General features: G+C 49.2%; 18 protein-coding genes. 3 read left to right on the forward strand and 15 right to left on the reverse strand.

The annotated features are described in order from the left end of the window. Positions 1-174: Arc family DNA-binding protein (locus X965_RS19120; protein ID WP_156341076.1), on the reverse strand; the 174-nt coding region annotated here is incomplete at its 3' end. Positions 175-299: 125 nt separating this feature from the next. Between X965_RS19120 and X965_RS17225 the strand changes: the two genes are divergently transcribed. The 3 genes from X965_RS17225 to X965_RS17235 are packed head-to-tail and all read left to right on the forward strand — an operon-like array spanning position 300 to position 2139. After that, entirely contained in the window at positions 300-479 is a 180-nt protein-coding gene (locus X965_RS17225) for an Arc family DNA-binding protein (protein ID WP_036419203.1), read from the forward strand. Continuing rightward, a complete protein-coding gene (locus X965_RS17230) occupies positions 476-1318 on the forward strand; it encodes a phage regulatory protein/antirepressor Ant (RefSeq protein WP_051997362.1) in 843 nt (280 codons plus the stop codon). Before X965_RS17225 ends, X965_RS17230 begins: the two co-directional genes overlap by 4 nt. Beyond that, positions 1315-2139 carry a phage antirepressor N-terminal domain-containing protein gene (locus X965_RS17235; protein ID WP_082457294.1) on the forward strand — a complete coding sequence of 275 codons (825 nt, stop codon included), beginning with the start codon at positions 1315-1317 and terminating at the stop codon, positions 2137-2139. The genes X965_RS17230 and X965_RS17235 overlap by 4 nt, the downstream gene beginning before the upstream one ends. A 391-nt stretch (positions 2140-2530) precedes the next feature. Here X965_RS17235 and X965_RS17245 read toward each other — a convergent pair whose 3' ends face one another. The 14 genes from X965_RS17245 to X965_RS17310 all read right to left on the reverse strand — a co-directional run bounded on the left by X965_RS17245 (position 2531) and on the right by X965_RS17310 (position 13737). After that, entirely contained in the window at positions 2531-3541 is a 1011-nt protein-coding gene (locus X965_RS17245; RefSeq protein WP_036412702.1) for a P63C domain-containing protein, read from the reverse strand. Between the two features lie 125 nt (positions 3542-3666). Continuing rightward, entirely contained in the window at positions 3667-4359 is a 693-nt protein-coding gene (locus X965_RS17250; RefSeq protein ID WP_036419206.1) for a DUF6246 family protein, read from the reverse strand. 50 nt (positions 4360-4409) lie between these two features. Continuing rightward, positions 4410-5165, reverse strand: a complete 756-nt coding sequence (locus tag X965_RS17255) for an Ig-like domain-containing protein (protein WP_036419209.1) — start codon at positions 5163-5165, stop codon at positions 4410-4412. 64 nt (positions 5166-5229) lie between these two features. Then, positions 5230-5598 carry a hypothetical protein gene (locus X965_RS17260; RefSeq protein ID WP_036419212.1) on the reverse strand — a complete coding sequence of 123 codons (369 nt, stop codon included), beginning with the start codon at positions 5596-5598 and terminating at the stop codon, positions 5230-5232. After that, the gene (locus X965_RS17265) at positions 5595-5963 is read right to left on the reverse strand and encodes a hypothetical protein (protein WP_036419215.1); all 369 of its coding nucleotides are present in this window, start codon (positions 5961-5963) and stop codon (positions 5595-5597) included. Before X965_RS17265 ends, X965_RS17260 begins: the two co-directional genes overlap by 4 nt. 1 nt (position 5964) lies before the next feature. Next, on the reverse strand, positions 5965-6306 hold the full coding sequence (locus X965_RS17270) for a hypothetical protein (protein ID WP_036419218.1): 342 nt from the start codon (positions 6304-6306) through the stop codon (positions 5965-5967). Continuing rightward, complete coding sequence (locus X965_RS17275; RefSeq protein WP_036419220.1) at positions 6303-6674, reverse strand: hypothetical protein; 372 nt, start codon at positions 6672-6674, stop codon at positions 6303-6305. The genes X965_RS17270 and X965_RS17275 overlap by 4 nt, the downstream gene beginning before the upstream one ends. After that, positions 6674-6889: a hypothetical protein gene (locus X965_RS17280; protein ID WP_036419223.1), complete on the reverse strand. Its 216-nt coding sequence runs from the start codon at positions 6887-6889 to the stop codon at positions 6674-6676. The genes X965_RS17275 and X965_RS17280 overlap by 1 nt, the downstream gene beginning before the upstream one ends. Positions 6890-6898: 9 nt before the next feature. Beyond that, positions 6899-7975: a major capsid protein gene (locus X965_RS17285; protein ID WP_036419226.1), complete on the reverse strand. Its 1077-nt coding sequence runs from the start codon at positions 7973-7975 to the stop codon at positions 6899-6901. Positions 7976-7985: 10 nt separating this feature from the next. Continuing rightward, positions 7986-8423: a hypothetical protein gene (locus X965_RS17290; protein ID WP_036419229.1), complete on the reverse strand. Its 438-nt coding sequence runs from the start codon at positions 8421-8423 to the stop codon at positions 7986-7988. A gap of 6 nt (positions 8424-8429) precedes the next feature. After that, positions 8430-9833, reverse strand: a complete 1404-nt coding sequence (locus tag X965_RS17295; protein ID WP_036419232.1) for a DUF2213 domain-containing protein — start codon at positions 9831-9833, stop codon at positions 8430-8432. A gap of 16 nt (positions 9834-9849) precedes the next feature. After that, positions 9850-10845, reverse strand: a complete 996-nt coding sequence (locus tag X965_RS17300) for a phage minor head protein (RefSeq protein WP_051997364.1) — start codon at positions 10843-10845, stop codon at positions 9850-9852. Continuing rightward, on the reverse strand, positions 10799-12244 hold the full coding sequence (locus X965_RS17305) for an anti-CBASS protein Acb1 family protein (RefSeq protein ID WP_036419237.1): 1446 nt from the start codon (positions 12242-12244) through the stop codon (positions 10799-10801). Before X965_RS17305 ends, X965_RS17300 begins: the two co-directional genes overlap by 47 nt. An 11-nt stretch (positions 12245-12255) precedes the next feature. Continuing rightward, positions 12256-13737: a terminase gene (locus X965_RS17310; protein WP_036419240.1), complete on the reverse strand. Its 1482-nt coding sequence runs from the start codon at positions 13735-13737 to the stop codon at positions 12256-12258. Position 13738 lies beyond the last annotated feature (1 nt).

The raw sequence follows: 13738 nt of genomic DNA on the forward strand, positions 1-13738 counted from the left end.
TTGATTTGTGTTTACAATATTCACGTCGTATAAGGCATCCTCAAGGATTTGGACTATCTCTGAGTTCATAGACCTGCCGTTAGCCTCAGCCCTCTTTGCTATATCGTCTCTCATCCCAGCAGGGAGCCTAACATTAAACCGATCCATTTCGTGGCTTGGGTATTTCTTACTCATATGCCTACCTCCCCAAAAATAATAAATTGATAATAGCACCAACTTGACATACTCATAAATGGTGGTAAATTGGTTCTAGCACCAACTTGGTGCTATCAATCAAGTAACTATTATGAGGATTCTACATGAGTAACGAATTACACACTCAAACTAAAAGCTCTCCATTTAGCCTGCGTCTGCCAGATAGCATCAAAAAGGAGTTGGAGAAGAAAGCCAATTTGGATTTTATTTCTTTAAATTCAGCGATTGTTATGCGCTTAGCTAAATGCTTACGAGAAGAGAATGCATCAAGTGAAGTTCAATGAAAAAAGACGAAGCCCCATTGGTTGCAGCCTCCGGAGCTTCTGATAACGTCAAGTCATTCATAGGAAATAACGTCATGAATACTTTAACAACGGCCAGTCAAAATGTCACTATGTCAAGCCGTGAGATCGCAAAACTCACCGGAAAACGACATGACCACGTGTGCCGCGATATCCGCACCATTCTTGTTGCGCTGATTGGCGGCAAAGATGCTGATTATATCCGTAACCCAGATTTGGGTTATCTTACAAATCATCATGTTACGTGCAACCAGTATGACGATAAAAGCCCTAATGCATGGGAATACAATATTACCCGTCGCTACACTGAGATCCTGATTACTGGTTACGATATCAAGCGCCGTACCGCTGTTATCGACCGCCTGTACGAATTGGAGTCAGAGAGACGCAACGCAGCCCCTGCCCTGCCTGGTGCGAAAGAGTTAGCGTTGATGGTCATTCAGGCAGAGGAAGAAAAAGAGCGCCTCTTGCTGGAAAACCAAGGGTTGGAATCGCAGGTTGAAGAAATGAAGCCCGACGTTGAAGCCCTGACCCGCATTGCCAAATCCCAGGGCTCAATGTGTGTAACCGATGCCGCTAAACAGTTGCAGGTTAAGCCGAAGTCTCTTTTTGACATCATGAGCCAGTGCAAATGGATTTACCGACGCCTCGGTACTCCGTGGATTGGTTATCAGGACAAAATCCAGCAGGGGCTTATTGAGCACAAAGTAACAGTGATCACTAAACCGGACGGCGAAGATAAGTCTATCCCACAGGTTCGCGTCACTCCGAAAGGACTTTCTAAACTGGCAAAACTGTTAACTCAGGGGGCGGCGGCATGAGCGGATCAATTTCAACAATTAATGTGCCTTTCCACGGTGACAATTTGTATCTGGTGAATTATGACGGCCAGCCATTTGTTGCAATGCGTCCATTCATTGAGGGGATGGGGTTAGATTGGGCGTCTCAATATACAAAGATAAAACAACGATTTAAGACCTGCGTTGTGAATATCACAATGCAGCTTCCGTGCGATAATCAGCGCCGTAGCGTGGTCTGCTTAGCACTTAAAAAGCTGACAGGATGGCTTCATACGATCAATATCAACAAGGTCAGGGCAGAGATACGAGATAAAGTTGCGGCTTACCAAGATAGAAGCGACGATGTTCTGTATGAGTACTGGACTACCGGCGAGGTGAAGAAAAAGCCAAACTTCCGGCAGTCCACAGCGAAAGAACTCATCCCGTTACGCCAGACGGCCGAGCGCCTTATTGCTCACGGTGTCGGCAATATCTACCCAGACATCTGGAAGCACGTTCATGCTGAGTTCGGTGTGCAGCACATTAACGAATTGCTGCCGGAGCAAATCCCGCTGGCGATATCGTATCTGGATGCGCTCGAAGGCGAGTACATTCCGAAGCAGGAGAAAGCCGAATCAAAAAGCAGGCTGGATGAGCATTTATTGCTGCGTAATCTGACCACTGCCTACCACCACGTTAAAAAGATACGTGAGGTATGGAATAACATTGTCGCCCCTGCTGTATTCAAACTTAATCCCACTGTTGAGGCTGAGATATCAGGGCGCCTTGCTGACATGAGCGGAGCTACATTCAGTAGTTTGTCTCACATGCAGATCAAATCAGAAGTTAAATTGCTAAACTAAATAACCAAAGGCCAAGGATGGCCTTACTTATTCATTATGTAAATTTCTTTTTTTAGATTAAAATCCACCACTCGAATACTTTAAGCAAAGCAGGAACATGAAATACACTCTATTACTACTGACACCCTTGCTTCTCACCGGATGCCAGGGGAAAAATTATTGGGAATTAACTCCGGCAGAAAAGGCAGAAGTCAGAGCCATGCATGATAAGAGCGCTAATGTCTCCAGAAAATGCAACCGGATAAAAAACCAATCTGAACGCACAGACTGCTTTCTCGACAGAAACGACGATGACTTTAACCGAATGTACTAAATTATAATCTCTGGCGGGATAGTATCGGACGTAAGGCAGATCCAACAAAAAACCCGCCGGAGCGGGTTATTTCAAGAATCATGGTTGTTGCTCAGATTCATCCATTATTAATTTTGGGTGAACCTGGTCGACTAAATCGTAAAATTGCTCTGGGGTTTTTGATATTTTTAGCAATGTAACAATTGATGCTAAGTGCTCCCTTAGTTTCGGATGCCCTATATCATTTGTTAACCATTGATGCAATTTAGCCTTTTTCTCTGATCTTGATGCGGTTTTCTTCAGTTCTGGCAGCAGATCTGGGGCCAAGCGACTATATACTACATTATTCGTGACGTTCCCCATAAAGCCCGGTCTCCACGATTTGTTTCCACTAGCTGGAGGATACTCAAGGCCATATATTTTAAATAGACCCTCATAATAATCGGGAGGGAATGTACTCACCCATGGTTGCAATTCCTTCGCCACAAAAGATTCTAATATTTTTGCTAACGCATCTCTTTCTCGGTCTCGTTGGTAACCAGTAGCTTCATCTATGAGCGCCACAATACCAACACGAGCGAACCCCCTGACCAACAATTCACACTGCTTGGCAAAGTGCTTTTGCTGCACAGCAAGTATTCCCTGTGAGTTCGCCTCCAATACAGCGTCACAAATATCAGCCAATATCACAGCTTCAAAACCATAAATTGAGCGCCCACCACCCTTTACCCTAAACTCTATTGGGCTAGTGCAGCGTGCGGATAACTCATTGGTAATTATACCTTTTGATTCTAAATTCTTTATAAAAGTAACAATTCGCTGCTCGCCGCGCACACCGCCGCTTTTTGACATTCCTATCCCAGCCTGTAACCCCCCCTGAGATAAAACTCGCCTGCCATCATCTAGCACGTAACATGGTATCTCTATGTCACCTATCTTTAATGATGCGCCACTATCTCCATACGCCGCCACAGGCAAGGAGGCGTAGTGTTTTTTCATTTCAGCTGCTTTTTTTGCCGACTCTTTTCTTTCTGCCGCTGTCATTTTTGCCGCTCTAGCCTTGCCGCCAGCGGCCTTCCCTGTAACCTTTTCTTTTTTGCTATCAGTCATAACGCATTCTCGTGTTGTGAGTTTACGTGCAACACTATCACATGTACGTTATAACGTGCAATGTTTATTCATGTACGTTGTGAGCACCAAATAAAGACAAAAAATAAGCCCCTTCCGGGGCTTCATCACGCCGTCTTCCTGCTCACCAACCGGCGCTTGCCCTTAATCAAGTCATCGTTACGGGCATCATCGGCCTTGGTGATAGCCTCATACTCATCTTTCGTGAAGCCTTTCTCATCCGGATATTTCACTTTCAGCATCATCACGAACTCGGTCATTGTGAGTTTTTCCGCTTCGCTACGGGTGATGTTGAAATGCACACGGGCGGCACTGATGTAATCGACGGCGAGGAACTCGTCGGAGTATTCGTCTTTACCTTCGTTGCGCTGGAGTTTGCGCACCTTAGCTTTACCGATAATGCCGTGGGTCATTAGCTCGCGCGCCAGCAGGATGATATCGCGATAATGCATAGCGCCGCGCCGGTACACCATGCCGGATTTGCCAACCCGCCATTCACCGATAACCTCAGAACAGTCATCGTTACAACATGCCTGCATCACGTCCATTGCTGTCGATAAAATGCTGCGGCCGTACACCGGCTTATTCAATAGTGTAATCAGCCATTCAGGAACCGCTCCGTAAGCGTCCACAGCAGATGCAATAATTTGTTGTACCTCTGCGCCATTTAATCGCGTAAACGCACTCACAATCTCTTTAGGCTCACCGATTCGCGTCATGGCATCCAGCGACGGGCGGAACAGGTAATCATTTTCGGCAGTGGATATCACCATCTCGCCGTATTCTAAACGCGGTGTCATATATCCTCCTGAACATTATCAAGGGCACCCGGAGATACCCTTTGTAATATTTAGGCCGCAGTGACTGTAACGACACATTTCGCCGTCTTGCTGCCATCTTCCGATGTGACAGTGATATTCGCTGTACCGGCGGCGACACCGGTGACAGTGACAACATTCAGCAGCTTACTGACGGTAGCGAAGTTAGGCTTATCGCTGACCACTTCGTAATTTTTGTTTGTCGCATCAACCGGATTAAATCCGACCGTGAATGTTGCAGTTTCACCGGCTTTCACTGTCAACGTTGCAGGGTTGGCGGCGATGCTCTGCACCACGATTTCTTCCTGTAACCACTCAAAGCTGTCAGCGTCTGCTACTTTCAGCTCACCGGAGTACGTGGCGATCTCTTTGGTCGGGAATTCCATCGACCATGATGTGAAGTTCATGTAACCCTGAATCACATCACTACCGTCGCCTTTCATGTCGAGCTGCACCCAATATGACGGCTGACGGCTGGCCTTGACTTCAGCAAGTATTTCTTTGGCGATATCAAAAGCAGAGGTGGAGCCATCAGCCCCTTTGCGCTTCAGCTCACCATCAAACTTAATAGTTAAATCCAGACCGGTCACAATGGCTTCGGTCAGCCCTTTCGTGTCGTCTGCTTTGGAAGTAACCGTTTCGGTACCGTAATCAAGACCTTTGCTGGTCAGTGCGCCGAGACGCAGAAACGCGGACTGTTCAGGAACCGTACCAGGGCAACCGGGCGCGATGCGGAGAATCCCCGCATTACCCATCACCAGGCCTTTATCATCAGGGCATTGTGCCATGTTGTAACCTCTTTATTTGCAAATAAAAAAGGCCGCATAAGCGACCTGTTTGAAATGTGTTAGTTCAGGATGTACAGCGGAAAGACAACTGCATGATGAACCGGCCTTCTTCTGTCGGTACCGGCTTAGGCATGCCACCAAGGTTGTAAACTGAGTTGAGCTCACAATCATCAGGAAACTCGGCTACGAAACTGAGAATTTCTTTCGCCCTGGTTAACACCGGCTCCGGATCGTTTTGTGCGGATACCAGAATCAGCATTACATTGTCGTCAGCGCCAAGGTCAGCAAATCTACCGCTGCCGCCGTCAGGCTGAATAACAGCATATTGCTGTGTGCGTGACTCCGGCTCTTCCGTCCATGTCAGGTACTGAACAGTGAAATCATCCAGCAGGCCGACGCGGTTCAGATAGCGCTCAAACGCTTCGTGTATCATATGCGCATCTCCTGATGCATGGCCGCTTCAATCTCATCGCGACTCTCTTCAAATCCCAGCGTGAGGAACTCTTTTCGCGCAGTGGCACGCCGGAATGACTGCTTAACTTTCGGATCGTGGACAAATACCGCATAGTTGGCAGAATACCCGACACGACCGGTAACGCGGGTGCCGTTCACTGTGATTTCACGGAACTGAGAGTTGATAAGTGTTGATGTGTCGATAGGCGTGAACAGCGTGGCCTGAGCGCCACCAATCAGCATTGCTGCCTGTATTGCGCGTGTAACTTTGCGCCCTGTGATATTGCCGACCAGTGCATTGATATTGGCGCTGACCTCTGCGATACCTCTGATTTTCGCTGCCATATCACACCGCCGTTATCAGGGTGTAGTCATCCGCTATATGCTCGAATACGTCCTCATCACGCTTGATGAATTTGATTTCGTCAGCACCGGCAGATACCGGATCACCTGAGTGCTTGCCGATAGCAATAAAGTCACCTTTCTTCGCATCAGCATACTCAGTCCAGAATACCAGTTTGATAGTGATTTCAGAGCCGATATCAATCTTTCCGCCCTTAAGCTCACTACCATAGCCACACAGGAAATGAACCGGCTCCGAGAATGTTGGCTTACCGTATTTATCTTTACCGGCAGACCGCCACAACGTAGCCCATGAGGTATACGCCCAATTAGCAACTGAACTCATTGATACCCCCCGACCACACCAAAGAAGCCTACCGTTTTACTCGACAGCGGCAAATCAGAAAGACACCCGGCACTGTCCCATGCGCGGATCTGGTTCAACAGATAATCAGTACCGGCAGAGTCATATGCGAAGGAACGGGACGCCCCGTTAGGAGCGCTCTGTGATGATATCTTTCGTGCGCCAGACAATGATGCCAGCCGAACAACGGTGTAAATCAGCAGCAGCTTCTGCGTGGTTTCGTCGTAATTGGCTTCGAGACATCCGGACTTTGCATTAACCTGACTCAGTAGCAGCGACAGCACAGAATCAGGCAATGTAAACCCGAGTTCCGCAATCATCGGCTTTACGTCATCAAGAGTTACCTGCATTATTTTTTACCGTTCTGTTTTGCCTTTGGCTGTTCAGAATCATCGTTACCAGGCGATGCCACATCAATATCACCAGATGCGAGAATTTCAACAAGACCGGCCTTTTCCCATTCTTTCGCGCTTTCATCTGACATTGTCAGCTGGCTACCGGCTTCCACAGGCTGGAAACCGGCACCGGCGAAGAAGTTATTTGAAACGACTTTTACCAGTGCCATAAATCCCCCTTATGCGCTTTTCGCGTGGACAACTGAGAAGTGACCGCTGATGTCCTGTTTAACCATCAGACCAGCAGCGCCCCATGTGCGCCATACGTAATCTGAGTTATAGAACTGGCGCGGGTCTGCGACAGTACCAAACGCCTGACCGACAATCGGAGCGATAACACCGGCACCCAGTGGAATGATCAGCATTTCATTGCCTTTCAGCTCGTAATCTTCTTTGATGTCTTTGATGCCGGTAATTTTCTTCACTTCGTCCAGAATGGTGCGGGTCTGGTTAACGTCGAAATACACGCTTTCCCAATTCGACAGGATTTCACCTGACACATACCAGGTCTGCTCACCGTATTGCAGGTTTTGCAGTTTCAGCACATCACGCAGTTTAATGATTTCGGTGCGGATTTTCTTGCCGTCCTGCTCAGTGGCAAAGTTCACCGTCAGTGTCACCTGGGCTACGCGCTCATCAGCACGAAGACCTTTCCATGACTTACCGTCAAACTTGATGAAATTACCTTCGGAATCACGGAACCCGTTCCAGATAAAGTCAACATATTTACGGCGGACAGTATCAACAGAATCAGACTGTGCATCGGACAGAGATGCCAGCGCGGAACCTTTCGCGAAAATCGGGTCACGGAAGCCGAACTTAAAGCCGGTATCGTGAATCGGAACCATAGTACCGTCAAAGGTGAACACACCGGCATCCAGCAATGCACCAATCTGGCCGGACATTGACGTATGGGCCACGCCACCGCTGCCTTTGCGGGCATATTCATACACTGATTCTTCCAGACGCACTGAGCGGGAAAGCCCCATCAGGTCATTCAGCAGGGTAAACTCGGTATTCGGCTGAAACTCGGACAGAACAGTCTGGTCGTATGCTTTATACAGGCGGCGGATGTCATCAACTGCGTTAGCGGCATCGACTCTGATTGCGCCGTTACCGCGTGAATTGGCACGGATAATGAACTCAGCAACAGCCTGTGCTGATGCGTCACGGGCAATCTGCAGTTCGCCAAACTGCGCAGCATTTGCTTCAAGGTTGCCGGTTTCGGTCGCTTTTTTAGTTGAAAAATAAAACATTCAGTTCTCCTTACTTGAACACAACGCGAACCAGCTCGCCCGCCTTAGCGGTCAGTGCTGAATCTTCTTCGACATAGGCGAATACAATTTCACCTTCAGCAGCGGTGGCCGCTGTGATCTGGCCGTTGGCAACAATCACCGGCTGGCCTTTTTTGTACGTACCGGCAGCAGCGCGGACGTTCAGGAATAATCCCTGCAATGGCTGGATTGCCACCACCCAATCACCGGCCTTCAGGTCGTCATCTACACCTTTGCAGCGCAGATAATCCATGTTTGCCACGTACAGGATCGCCGACTCTTTACCATCTACTGAGGCTTTGAACTTGCCGCCATCGAAAAAGCCTACCGTGCCGGGCTTAGTGTCTGCTAACGCCTCGCCTTCACGATTTAACAGCGGGTTAGGGAAAATACCGCCCGCATGAATCACACGTTTTGTTTTGTTCGCCATTTCGTTTTACTCCGGCATTTCTGATACTGAGGTGGAAGAGTTATGCTGAGAATGGAACGAACCATTCAGCCCCTGAACCGGTGCGCACTGCGCATACAGCTCTTTCAGCGGGTCGCCGTCCAGCGCATTCACAGCTGTTTCTGTGAAGCCGAATTTGGCCTTAACTGCTTCACGCATGGCTGATTTTTCTTTGTCAGCGTTTGCGTTTAACTGGCTTTTAAGTGCGCTGATTTCATCAGTGAGCGGCTTGAGTGCGGCATTCACTTCTGCGGTGACATCATCTGTGTTAGTGGTCTTGTCTTTGGCCTCTTTCTCCGCTTTCTCACGCGCCGCTTTCTCTTCCGGCGTTTCTTCGCCGTTGGATTCATTGGCGATCATCTGGTTGTACGCATCCATCAGCTCAGCATCGGATTTTCCGTCTGTGTCGATGCCTTTTGCCTTCAGCGCATTTGTGATGAGTTGTTTCATCGGGTCGTTTTCCTTATTGGTTTTTACTTCGTACTCTGTTGGCTTGCGCACAACTTCAATGGGCTCACCGACAAGATCAGCTTCGCCGTTGTCGTCAATGAGGTATTTTTGCTGGTAGGTTTTACCGGATTTGTAGTAGATGAATTTGTCAGGCCAAACTGTTTCCGGATAAGGCCAGTCGTCACCTGATGATTGCTCTCTCATGGCATCTCGCAGTGCTTTGTGGATATCCTCGAAAGAGAAATTTGAGCCGTTGGTGAAGAAGAATTTTACCTGGCTGATAATGTCCGCTTTCGTACAGTTTGCTGCATCAACCAGGTTGACATTTTCGATACCGCATTTCTGCCCGTCAGCGTTAACGAACATCCCGACACCGTCATCAGGTGTGGCAGCGCCAGGCTCACTCGCCGGAAGAATGGCGATATGGTCAAAGTGCATGTTTCGGGCTATCCATGTATACGGCTTACCCTTCGACTTGCCTTTGTTCTGCTCGCGCTGTAGTAGCAGTCCGGTGGAAACGTGGATCGGGTCCGTGCTGTTACCGGCAATGATGTCATCCACGCGGGCAAGGAATTCTTTGCCTTTTTCGGTGGCATCCGCGAAACGGCGGTTGACCTTCACATCCATGATGACCTTTTCGCCATCTTTGCGGACATTCTCAGCCCATGCGCCGATGTGAAATTGGTTTACTGCTCTCGGCGTGTCAGCCGATACGTAATCTGTGCCGATTTTGGGATGTCCGTACGGGCACTGCCGCCCCTCCATCGACTGAAAGCTTTTGTTAATTTCGCTGGCCGGATATAGCCCCCCGTTCATCACAACGTCATCAACGACAGGCACAACGCCGCGAATGACGATATGCTCGTCACCGTCGATAGTTTCAGTTGAGATATTGGAGGAGTTGATAGCCAGCGATTTAACATGAATACCCGAAAGCTTCATGTGGTGGCCTCTTTGGTTATGAATCTTCGTCTGTTGACCAGGCTTTCCGCTCTGCTGTCAGCCGGTCAGTAATACCTTTGTTGTAAATCGTCCCGTCGTCATTCAGTAATACCGGCTGTGTCGCGCAGTAGCAGTTAAACCGGTTTCCGCCGTCGGCATAGAACGCTTCGACTTCTTCGACAGTGAATACCTTGCCGTGTCGCGCCGCATGCCAACTGCGCGTAGTCGGTTTCAGTGCAGATAACCACAACAGACCGGTACGTAACCCGAGCCGCTCACTCGCCCATGTGGTTTCGTTCCAGTTTGCACGGCGTAACGCACCTACCTGTTCCGTCTGAGCTATGCGCTTTGCGTTGCTCATTGAGACATCCAGCCGCTGACTAACGATTCTGGCTGTTTCTCTCGGGTTGACACCTCTGGCTATCGATGTGCCGATGATGTTAGACAGGTCAGCGCGGGCGGCATCAGAAATGCCTTTCCAGTCGCTGAACGTTGAGATAAACGCGGCGGATATTTGGTTCTGATACGCAGGCTGCGACATCAGGTAAGTGAGCGTGGTCTGTGATGCGTACACTTCTGACTGTAACGACAGATTGGTATACGCATTCAGTGTGCCCCGATCGTACTCTGCCGCAACATGGCTGAACGCCCACAGATTTTCATTTCCGCCCTCAAGCAGATACTCATCCAGAATAGATTGCAGCCGTTCAAGGAACCGTGCGTACTCATCAGGCCGCTCAGCGATGTCATACGAATAAACACCGGCGTTAACCCTGATAAGCGAATCTGGTTCATTCTGTGCGTTTTTAGCGAGGATGTAGCTGTAGAGTGAGTTCTGATTTCGTTCTCTGCCGCTGAATGACAGGTCGAACAGTTGGCGGAGTGCCTTTTTCAGTCCGTGATACCGGTTTTCGATATCGCGGTACATTTTTCTGACTGGCTTTCCTAACTGTGTCGGGTCCGCCTTATTTCTCGGTATTATCGGCGACCCTGTTATCTGTTTCTTTATCATCAGTTAACGGATCTCCTTTAGGGCCGGTTTCCGGTGGCTCTGTATTCTCAAACTCTGCCAGGGTTGGATATTCACCCAGCGCCCTGATTTCGTTCTCCTGGAATACTGAATGACCGAATGCCTGTTGCGTTTTAACGGCGATATCGGCGGCTTTGTTCATCGAGTCGATTTTCTCAGCCTTACTCGGTGCCAGTAAATCAGACCAACTGACGGTAATTTCCTCTCTTGGCTCGATGACGCCAAGCGTCCAGAATCGTGATACCACGGACTCAATCACCGATTTCAGAAATCCTGTGCGCCGTGACATGCACGTTCTCGCCCAGTCTTTCATATCCTCTGTTGACGCCCGTTCACCGGTAATCTGACCAATCAATACCTTAACCGGCATATTGATTGAGGCAGCGAATTCAGCCAGTGCGGTACGCCATGTCGGTTCAGGGTCAGCCGGTGCAACGGAAAGTACGCTTGCCGTGCCTTCCTGCATCATCACTGATGCGTCAATGCTCTCGTTTAGTCTGCGAACCTGCTCATCAAGCGCATCAGCAAGGCCGTCCATGTTTGTGCCTAGCGCTTCAGCTAGGCGCTGAAAGTCGGTTTCTTTACTGAACGCATAGTTGAGCTGGCGACTGGCGTTTTTCAGGAATCCTTCAGCGCTGCCGCCTGATACCTTTTCCGCATCAAGGAGTTTGTTGTAGCCTTTCCGCAGTAACGGGGTCCCTGATGTTAATTTTCCGTCCGCCGCCCCTTCAGCAAGAATGATTACGCGATCAGGGTGAATATCAATAACCCTCCCTGGGGAGCTATCCGATTCCTTGCCGACATGCAATTCTGTGAATGAGTACAGCTCCGGATAGCCGTAATCCTCACTGAGCTGGTCTTCATTCCAGCGCTTCACATCAAGCTGCTCTTCCCATGCGGGGATCATGCGGATAATGGCCTTGTTTTTCAGGCGGGAAACCACAGCTCTATCGACCGGTTCATCCCATTTGCGACCATCACGCAACTGAATAATCAGACCAGAATACCGGCCAACCAGATTGCGCTTGTCTGCCTCTTTGATCTGCTCCCAGTGTGATTTAAGAAGCTTGTTCAGTTTGTTATCCCAATCAGTAGAACCGTCCTGGTCTGCTTCTTCGTCACCTTCGAATATTTCAGGAACATCAATCCAGCAGCCGGAGATATACCGGTCTACTGCCGCACCACCCAAAGCGTTACGGTCATAGGCGTTGTAAAAGTCATTAAACGTCAGCACTTCCGGATAACCGAACTCGCGCCAGATGCGCGGGCGCTTTGTGTTGCCGGTTACGATGCCGCCGGTTGCATATGTCATTCTGGCTCTTGCTACCGCGCTGATAGCGTTATTCATCGCCAATGACAGCCTGCCTCTGTTTACTTCCATTGTTGCCCTCATTAACGTTTACGAACCAGCATGCCGGAGTGAGATTTCTTATTACGGCGACTGACCGCAAAATAACGGAATCCGTCAGCATCGTGTGATGTGTAGTCGTGAAGTGGTTTATCTTTCCAGCACCCGCGTTTGTCATCCCATTCTTTCCTGTACGCCTCAAGGTGGGTGATGCCTTCGCCACATTTGTTCTCATCGAACACGCAGAGCGGCAGTATTTCACGCACTGCCTCAATGCCTTCGTCAACAGATAGTTTCGGCACTACTTCGAAGCGTATTGAATAAATTTGCCCGTCAATTTCGTACCCCTCCCGCGCCAGTTCCCGGCGTGATTTCGCGTCAGAGCCAAATTCGCGGTTATCGATATCATGCGGACCGTTGTGGCTGGCATAGTCATAGCCTTTGTCTTTCAGCACTTTCATGTAGTGCCGCAGACCTTCGCCGCTGTTTGAGTAGTGATCAATAATGTGGAATTCTTCACCGACTTCACGCACAAACCAGATTGACGTTGAGTCACCCACACCGATATCCCAGTACGTATGCACCGGCAGATGTGAGTTATCCGGGATTTCGCCAATGAGTTTATTTTCGTACAGCCAGCGGAATTGCTTGGCGTAATATGCACCATCGACAGACTGCTGAAATGCCTCTGACGGTATCGACGGGTATTCCCGCTTCATATCGTCGCCGAGTGTTTTTTCTTTGGCGTAGTACCATGCTTTCTGCCGGTCGGTGAGCGTGATTCCGTACTTGCCTGACAGCTCATCGAAATAGTCAGTCAGGCGCTGCGGTAACTGCTCAACAGGGTCGATTGCGTACTGCGGATTCTTCCACCAGGAGAAGAAGAAAAACTTCCAGTCCAGCGGAGATAATGATTTACCCTGCATCAGTGCTTTTTCTGCCAACTGGCAGTAATCGAAGAAATAACCGGCGCGGCCTTCTGCGGTGCTCTCAATCGTAGTAAAGCATTCAGTCGATACCGCCTCAAACGCCCCTGTGACAATCTCACGGGCTTTCTCTGGCTGCTTGGCGCATATCTTCCCGAACTCTGATACGTGCAGGTAACGCAGCGTACCGCCACGAAACGACACGGACACAGTCACTGAGCCGCCTTTGCTGAATACCAGTTCACCGGCGGAGTCATTACTTGCAGGATTTGCCGCTTTGATTTCGTCCGGCAGGCGCTCGTAGGCGTACTTAATCTTCTCCCGGAACAGGCGTTTTGCATCCGGTAGTGTATGCGCTATCAGTGCACACTTAGCCGATTCAAATATGGCCGCATCAAGCTGGATAATGCAGACCTCAGTCGTGAATCCAAGCTGACGGGCTTTCAGAATGATATTGCGGTTGTGGATGCCTTCAAAATACTCCACTTGTTCAGGCGTCATTTTAAAGCGAACTGGCCGACCTTCTTTATCGGTGATCCAGTACAGATTATTCAGACGCCATTGCTTATTACGCAGTAACGCTAAATGCTCTGGCTTCATG

It is taken from the genome of Morganella sp. EGD-HP17, from assembly GCF_000512315.2.
Lineage (GTDB): Bacteria > Pseudomonadota > Gammaproteobacteria > Enterobacterales > Enterobacteriaceae > Morganella > Morganella morganii.

Excerpts from the sequence above, each read along its gene's own strand:
- X965_RS17255 (WP_036419209.1), bottom strand. The coding sequence starts at position 5,165 with ATGGCACAATGCCCTGATGATAAAGGCCTGGTGATGGGTAATGCGGGG.
- X965_RS17270 (WP_036419218.1), bottom strand. The coding sequence starts at position 6,306 with ATGAGTTCAGTTGCTAATTGGGCGTATACCTCATGGGCTACGTTGTGG.
- X965_RS17305 (WP_036419237.1), bottom strand. The coding sequence starts at position 12,244 with ATGGAAGTAAACAGAGGCAGGCTGTCATTGGCGATGAATAACGCTATC.
- X965_RS17225 (WP_036419203.1), top strand. The coding sequence starts at position 300 with ATGAGTAACGAATTACACACTCAAACTAAAAGCTCTCCATTTAGCCTG.
- X965_RS17310 (WP_036419240.1), bottom strand. The coding sequence starts at position 13,737 with ATGAAGCCAGAGCATTTAGCGTTACTGCGTAATAAGCAATGGCGTCTG.
- X965_RS17290 (WP_036419229.1), bottom strand. The coding sequence starts at position 8,423 with ATGGCGAACAAAACAAAACGTGTGATTCATGCGGGCGGTATTTTCCCT.
- X965_RS17260 (WP_036419212.1), bottom strand. The coding sequence starts at position 5,598 with ATGATACACGAAGCGTTTGAGCGCTATCTGAACCGCGTCGGCCTGCTG.
- X965_RS17280 (WP_036419223.1), bottom strand. The coding sequence starts at position 6,889 with ATGGCACTGGTAAAAGTCGTTTCAAATAACTTCTTCGCCGGTGCCGGT.
- X965_RS17230 (WP_051997362.1), top strand. The coding sequence starts at position 476 with ATGAAAAAAGACGAAGCCCCATTGGTTGCAGCCTCCGGAGCTTCTGAT.
- X965_RS17245 (WP_036412702.1), bottom strand. The coding sequence starts at position 3,541 with ATGACTGATAGCAAAAAAGAAAAGGTTACAGGGAAGGCCGCTGGCGGC.
- X965_RS17235 (WP_082457294.1), top strand. The coding sequence starts at position 1,315 with ATGAGCGGATCAATTTCAACAATTAATGTGCCTTTCCACGGTGACAAT.
- X965_RS17285 (WP_036419226.1), bottom strand. The coding sequence starts at position 7,975 with ATGTTTTATTTTTCAACTAAAAAAGCGACCGAAACCGGCAACCTTGAA.
- X965_RS17295 (WP_036419232.1), bottom strand. The coding sequence starts at position 9,833 with ATGAAGCTTTCGGGTATTCATGTTAAATCGCTGGCTATCAACTCCTCC.
- X965_RS17300 (WP_051997364.1), bottom strand. The coding sequence starts at position 10,845 with ATGATAAAGAAACAGATAACAGGGTCGCCGATAATACCGAGAAATAAG.
- X965_RS17275 (WP_036419220.1), bottom strand. The coding sequence starts at position 6,674 with ATGCAGGTAACTCTTGATGACGTAAAGCCGATGATTGCGGAACTCGGG.
- X965_RS17265 (WP_036419215.1), bottom strand. The coding sequence starts at position 5,963 with ATGGCAGCGAAAATCAGAGGTATCGCAGAGGTCAGCGCCAATATCAAT.
- X965_RS17250 (WP_036419206.1), bottom strand. The coding sequence starts at position 4,359 with ATGACACCGCGTTTAGAATACGGCGAGATGGTGATATCCACTGCCGAA.